Consider the following 4,928-nt stretch of genomic DNA (forward strand, 5'->3'; position numbering starts at 1 on the left):
CCTGCTGAGGCACATTGGGCAGACCGTTGGCGACTTCGGGGCAGTCGATGGTGGACACCGACTGTCCGCCGGCCTTCGTCTGACTCTGCGTCTGCACCGCGTAGCGCTGCCCCCAGAAGGCGTCCCAGGGCTTCAGATGGCCGCGGTACCCGGCCTCGACCAGCTCGTCGTAGACCGAGTCGACCTCGGCGGGGCTGTCGCAGACGAAGGCGAGCCCGAGGCGTTCGCCGCCGGCGGGGCGGGTCCACTGCGGGTCGAAGGAGCGGATCGTCTCCTCCGTGTCCCAGAGCACCCGCAGCCCGCTGGGCAGCGTCGCCTCCGCGTGGGGCGCGGCGTCGGCCTCGGCGGGCAGCTGAAGGCCGAGACGGCGGTAGAAGGCGAGAGAGGCGGCCATGTCGGAGACGACGAGGCCGATGGCGTCGAGTCGTGGAGTCATGGCCTCACGCTAGGCGGGGCCGCGCCCGGCGGTCTTGAACGAATCGGACGTCATGGGTTCGTAAGGCCCCCGGGCGCCGCGGCGAGCGCCCCGGGCGAGGACACTGGCGGTATGCACAGCATTCTGGTCGTCGACGACGATCCGACGGTCGCCGAAGTCGTCACCGGCTATCTGGAGCGCGCGGGCTTCGCCGTGGACCGGGCCGCCGACGGCCTCCAGGCCCTCCGCCTCGCCGCCGAACGGAAGCCCGACCTGGTCGTCCTCGACCTCATGCTGCCCGGCATGGACGGGCTGGAGGTCTGCCGCAGACTCCGGGCCGACGACCCCGCCCCCGTGCCCGTGATCATGCTGACGGCGCGCGGCGACGAGGACGACCGGATCCTGGGCCTGGAGCGGGGCGCGGACGACTATGTGACCAAGCCGTTCAGCCCGCGGGAGCTGGTGCTGCGCGTCGAGTCCGTGCTGCGCCGGGGCGGCGCCTCGCCCGCGCAGCCGAGGAGCGGCCCCCGGCTGGAGGCCGCGGGCATCGCCCTCGACCCGGCGGCCCGCCGAGCGGTCAAGGACGGGCAAGAACTCGGCCTGACGCTGCGGGAGTTCGACCTGCTGGCGCATCTGATGCGGCACCCGGGGGAGGCGATCGGCCGGGAGCGGCTGATGCAGGAGGTGTGGGGCTGGGAGTTCGGCGACCTGTCCACGGTCACGGTCCACGTGCGCCGCCTGCGCGCCAAGATCGAGAGCGATCCGGCCAGGCCGCGGCTGATCCAGACGGTGTGGGGCGTGGGGTACCGCTTCGACGTCCCGTCGAACGGCGCCGCGCCCGTCCACGACGGCGACGGGAGCTGATCTCATGAAGGACATGGCGGTCATCGCCCTGCTCGCCTTCCTCGGCGCCGCCGCGGCCGGGCTCGTCGGCGCGGTCGTCCTGCGGGTGCTGCGCCACCGCTCCGTCGCGGTCTCCCTCACCGTCGTCGCCGCTGTGACCGTCGTCGCGATGCTGTCCGGCACGCTCGCCGTCGCCGAGGCGATGTTCCTGTCCGCGCACGACCTCACCGTCGTCACCACCGTGGTCGCGATGGCGGCGGTCGTCTCGCTCGCCACCGCCCTGCTGCTGGGCCGCTGGGTCGTCGCCCGCAGCCGCGAACTGGCCCTCGCGGCACGGTCGTTCGGCGACGGCGGCGCCTTCGACGCCCCCGGCGGCGAGTCCACCGCCGAGCTCGCCGCGCTCAGCCGCGAGCTGGCCGCCACCAGCGACCGGCTCGCCGCCTCCCGGGAGCGCGAGCGCGCCCTGGAGACCTCGCGCAGGGAGCTCGTCGCCTGGATCTCGCACGATCTGCGCACCCCGCTCGCCGGGCTGCGGGCCATGTCCGAGGCGCTGGAGGACGGCGTCGTCAAGGACCCGGAGCGCTACTTCCGGCAGATCCGCACCGAGGTCGACCGGATGAACTCCATGGTCGGCGACCTCTTCGAGCTCTCCCGCATCCACGCGGGCGCGCTCGCCCTGACCCCCGCCCGGATGTCCGTGTACGACCTGGTGGGCGAGGCGCTCGCGGGCGCGGACCCGCTCGCGCGCGAGCACGGCGTACGGCTGGTCGGGGACGCCGTCGAGGCGCTGCCGGTGGAGGTCGACGGCAAGGAGATGACCCGCGTCCTCGCGAACCTCCTGGTCAACGCCATCCGCCGGACCCCCGCGGACGGCACGGTCGCGGTCGCCGCCGAGCGCCGCGAGGAGTGGGTGGTCCTGTCCGTCACCGACGGCTGCGGCGGCATCCCCGAGGAGGACCTCCCGCGGGTCTTCGACACGGGCTGGCGCGGCAGCCAGGCCCGTACGCCGCCGGCCGGCGCGGGCCTCGGGCTCGCGATCGTGCGCGGCATCGTCGAGGCGCACGCCGGCCACGCCGCCGTGCGCAATGTGCGCGGCGGCTGCCGCTTCGAGGTGACCCTGCCCGCCGCCTAGGCCCAGCAGGGCGAAGCCGCGGGGCCCCGGGCGCGCTGCCTGGGGCCCCGCGGCCGCATCGGCGCTACGGCGCCATCTCGTATGTGCCGGACAGCGCCGCCACCCGCTCCCAGACGCGGGCGGAGCGGGCCTCGTCGACGACGGGACGGCGGACCGCGCCGAGCGCCCACTCCTGCTGCTGGGCCGTGGCGGAGTCCTTGCCGTGCAGCTCGACGGCGTGCGCGGAGAAGTCGCGCACCAGGACCGAGAACAGCTCGTCGAGCACGTCCTCGTCCAGGCCCGTCAGGGCGGCCTGCTCCAGGATCAGCTGCCCGTGCACCACCAGCGCGAACAGCTGGCCGACGGCGAGGAGGAGGTCCAGATCGCGGCTCTGCGCCTCGTCGGGCGCGGCCGTGGCGACGAACTCGCACAGGGCGTCGGCCTGCTCGCGCAGCCGCGCCACGTTGGGCGTGTGGGCGTACGCGTCGTAGGCGGCGCGCCAGTCGTGGAAGCGGATGGCGCCCAGACCGCGGGCCGGGCCCTGGCGGAAGAGGAAGTCGTCGTCGGCCGCGTCCAGCCGGGTCGGCACCGGCGCGTACTCGGCCGGGTTCAGCAGATGGTTGCCCATGAACTTCAGGATCAGCGCGAGGTTGACGTGGACCGTGCCCTCGAGCTTGGGCAGCCCCCGGATCTCGGTGGCGGCCTGCGCGAAGTAGGTGTCCTTCTCGAAGCCCTTGGCCGCGATGACGTCCCACATCAGGTCGATGACCTTCTCGCCCTCCGTGGTCACCTTCATCTTCGTCATCGGGTTGAACAGGAGGTAGCGGCGGTCGTCGGGGCCGGCGGAGCGGAAGTAGTCGACGGCGCGGTCGCTGAACAGCTTCATGCCGACGAGCCGGACGTACGCGTCGCTCAGCTCGCGCCGCACGTGCGGGAAGGCGGTGACGGGACGGCCGTAGAGGATCCGGTTGTGCGCGTGGGTGACGGCCTCGTACATCGCGTGCTCGCAGATGCCGATCGAGGCGGTGCACAGGTTGAACTTGCCGACGTTGACGGTGTTGAGGGCGGCGTCGAAGGCGGCGCGGCCGGTGTGCAGGACGTCGTCGGGGCCGACCGGGTAGTCCTCCAGACGGAACTCGCTCACATACTTCGAGGAGTCGACGACGTTCTTCACCAGGTGGTACGAGGGGTGGCGGCTGTCGGCGGCGAAGAAGACATAGCCGTCGGGGCCCTCCACGTCGGTGCGGCGGCCGAAGACGGAGACGAGTCCGGCGGCGTTGCCGTTGCCGATGTAGTACTTGGAGCCGGTCGCCTTGAAGCCGCCGGCGCCGTCCGGCTCCAGCAGCATGTCGGTGGAGTAGATGTCGGCGCCGTGGGTCTTCTCGGAGAGGCCGAAGGCGAACACCTCGCCCTGGGCGAGGAGTTCCGCGGCGCGCTCGCGGGCGGCGGCGTTGTCGCTCTGCCAGACCGGGCCGAGGCCGAGGATGGTCACCTGCCAGGCGTACCAGTAGTCGAGGCCGTAGAACCCGAAGATCTCGTTCAGGGCGGCGATCCGCGCGGTGTCCCACCGCTGGTCCTGCCGGCCGGGCGCGGCGGCCGAGGCCGGGGTGAGGAAGGCGGCGAACAGCCCCTCCTTCGCCGAGAACGCCAGGAAGTCCGCCAGCCAGGCGCGGGAGCGGTAGTCCTCGATCAGCCGGCGCTTGCCGCGGGCCTCGAACCAGTCGACGGTGGCGCGCAGCAGCCTGCGGGTCTCCGGGTCGAAGTGCGCCGGGTCGTAGGTGCGCGGGTTGAACAGCAGAGGGTCGGCCATGGGTTTCGCCTTCCGGGAGGTCGAGGGATGGTCGGTGCCGGTCGCCGGCTCGGAGGAGGGCGACCGGGGGGTTCAGGTGCGGGGGCCGGGCGCGCCGAGCCGGTGCAGGGTGGCGAGCACGTCGTCGAGCCAGGCGACGGTCATCCGCTCGTACGCGATGCCGCCGCGCAGCACGACGTGCTGGAGCTCCGCTCCGGCGTCGGGCGGCCCCGGGGCGTCGGGGCCGGTGAAGTCGCGCAGCTCTCCGGCGAGATAGTGCGTGAGCCGGTCGGTGTGCGCCTTGCGGTGCCGCTCGACCTCGAGGATCAGCGCGGCCGGGTCGTCGAAGGCCGCGCCGCGGATCTTCACGGCGAGGTCGTGCCGTACGCTCTCCGGCTCGATCGGCTCGTGCAGCCACTGGGAGAGGGCGGTCCGGCCCAGGGCGGCGACGGAGTACTCCCTCTTGTCCGGCCGGGACTGCTGCGCCACCTCGCGGACGTCGAGCCAGCGATCGCCCTCCATGCGCTTGAGGACGCGGTAGATCTGCTGGTGGGTGGCGGTCCAGAAGTAGCCGATGGACCGCTCGAACCGCCGGGCCAGCTCATAGCCGGAGCCCGGCTTCTCCAGCAGAGACACCAGGATTGCGTGCTCGAGCGCCATGGCCCCAGATCCTTCCGCTGTCGGTCGTGGAGCGGACCCGGGAGATCGGGCTGCTGCGCGCGATCGGACTCTCCCGGGTCCAGCTGCGGCGCATGATCCGGCTGGAGTCG

At 72.9% G+C, this 4,928-nt stretch carries 5 protein-coding genes; 2 read left to right on the forward strand and 3 right to left on the reverse strand.

Translation table 11 applies throughout. From position 1 onward, the window contains the following. A partial coding sequence (locus AB0M39_RS41310; protein ID WP_365374163.1) for a VOC family protein occupies positions 1 to 436 on the reverse strand: 436 nt, incomplete at its 3' end. 111 nt (positions 437 to 547) lie between these two features. On the opposite strand from AB0M39_RS41310, the gene AB0M39_RS41315 reads away from it, so the two are divergent. Both AB0M39_RS41315 and AB0M39_RS41320 read left to right on the forward strand, forming a co-directional pair. Next, positions 548 to 1,279: a response regulator transcription factor gene (locus AB0M39_RS41315; RefSeq protein ID WP_365374166.1), complete on the forward strand. Its 732-nt coding sequence runs from the start codon at positions 548 to 550 to the stop codon at positions 1,277 to 1,279. A gap of 4 nt (positions 1,280 to 1,283) precedes the next feature. Next, a complete protein-coding gene (locus tag AB0M39_RS41320; protein ID WP_365374168.1) occupies positions 1,284 to 2,390 on the forward strand; it encodes a HAMP domain-containing sensor histidine kinase in 1,107 nt (368 codons plus the stop codon). A 64-nt stretch (positions 2,391 to 2,454) separates the two neighbouring features. Here the strand turns inward: AB0M39_RS41320 and AB0M39_RS41325 are convergent, their stop codons facing one another. Both AB0M39_RS41325 and AB0M39_RS41330 read right to left on the reverse strand, forming a co-directional pair. Beyond that, positions 2,455 to 4,179, reverse strand: coding sequence for an acyl-CoA dehydrogenase family protein (locus AB0M39_RS41325; RefSeq protein ID WP_365374170.1), 1,725 nt, complete (start codon positions 4,177 to 4,179; stop codon positions 2,455 to 2,457). Between the two features lie 72 nt (positions 4,180 to 4,251). Continuing rightward, on the reverse strand, positions 4,252 to 4,818 hold the full coding sequence (locus AB0M39_RS41330; protein ID WP_365374173.1) for a PadR family transcriptional regulator: 567 nt from the start codon (positions 4,816 to 4,818) through the stop codon (positions 4,252 to 4,254). Positions 4,819 to 4,928 lie beyond the last annotated feature (110 nt).

Origin of the sequence: Streptomyces sp. NPDC051907 (assembly GCF_040681075.1) — a bacterium.
GTDB lineage: Bacteria > Actinomycetota > Actinomycetes > Streptomycetales > Streptomycetaceae > Streptomyces.

Bases quoted from the DNA above. Each gene is read 5' to 3' on its own strand.
- AB0M39_RS41315 (WP_365374166.1), top strand. From the start codon at position 548: ATGCACAGCATTCTGGTCGTCGACGACGATCCGACGGTCGCCGAAGTC.
- AB0M39_RS41320 (WP_365374168.1), top strand. From the start codon at position 1,284: ATGAAGGACATGGCGGTCATCGCCCTGCTCGCCTTCCTCGGCGCCGCC.
- AB0M39_RS41325 (WP_365374170.1), bottom strand. From the start codon at position 4,179: ATGGCCGACCCTCTGCTGTTCAACCCGCGCACCTACGACCCGGCGCAC.
- AB0M39_RS41330 (WP_365374173.1), bottom strand. From the start codon at position 4,818: ATGGCGCTCGAGCACGCAATCCTGGTGTCTCTGCTGGAGAAGCCGGGC.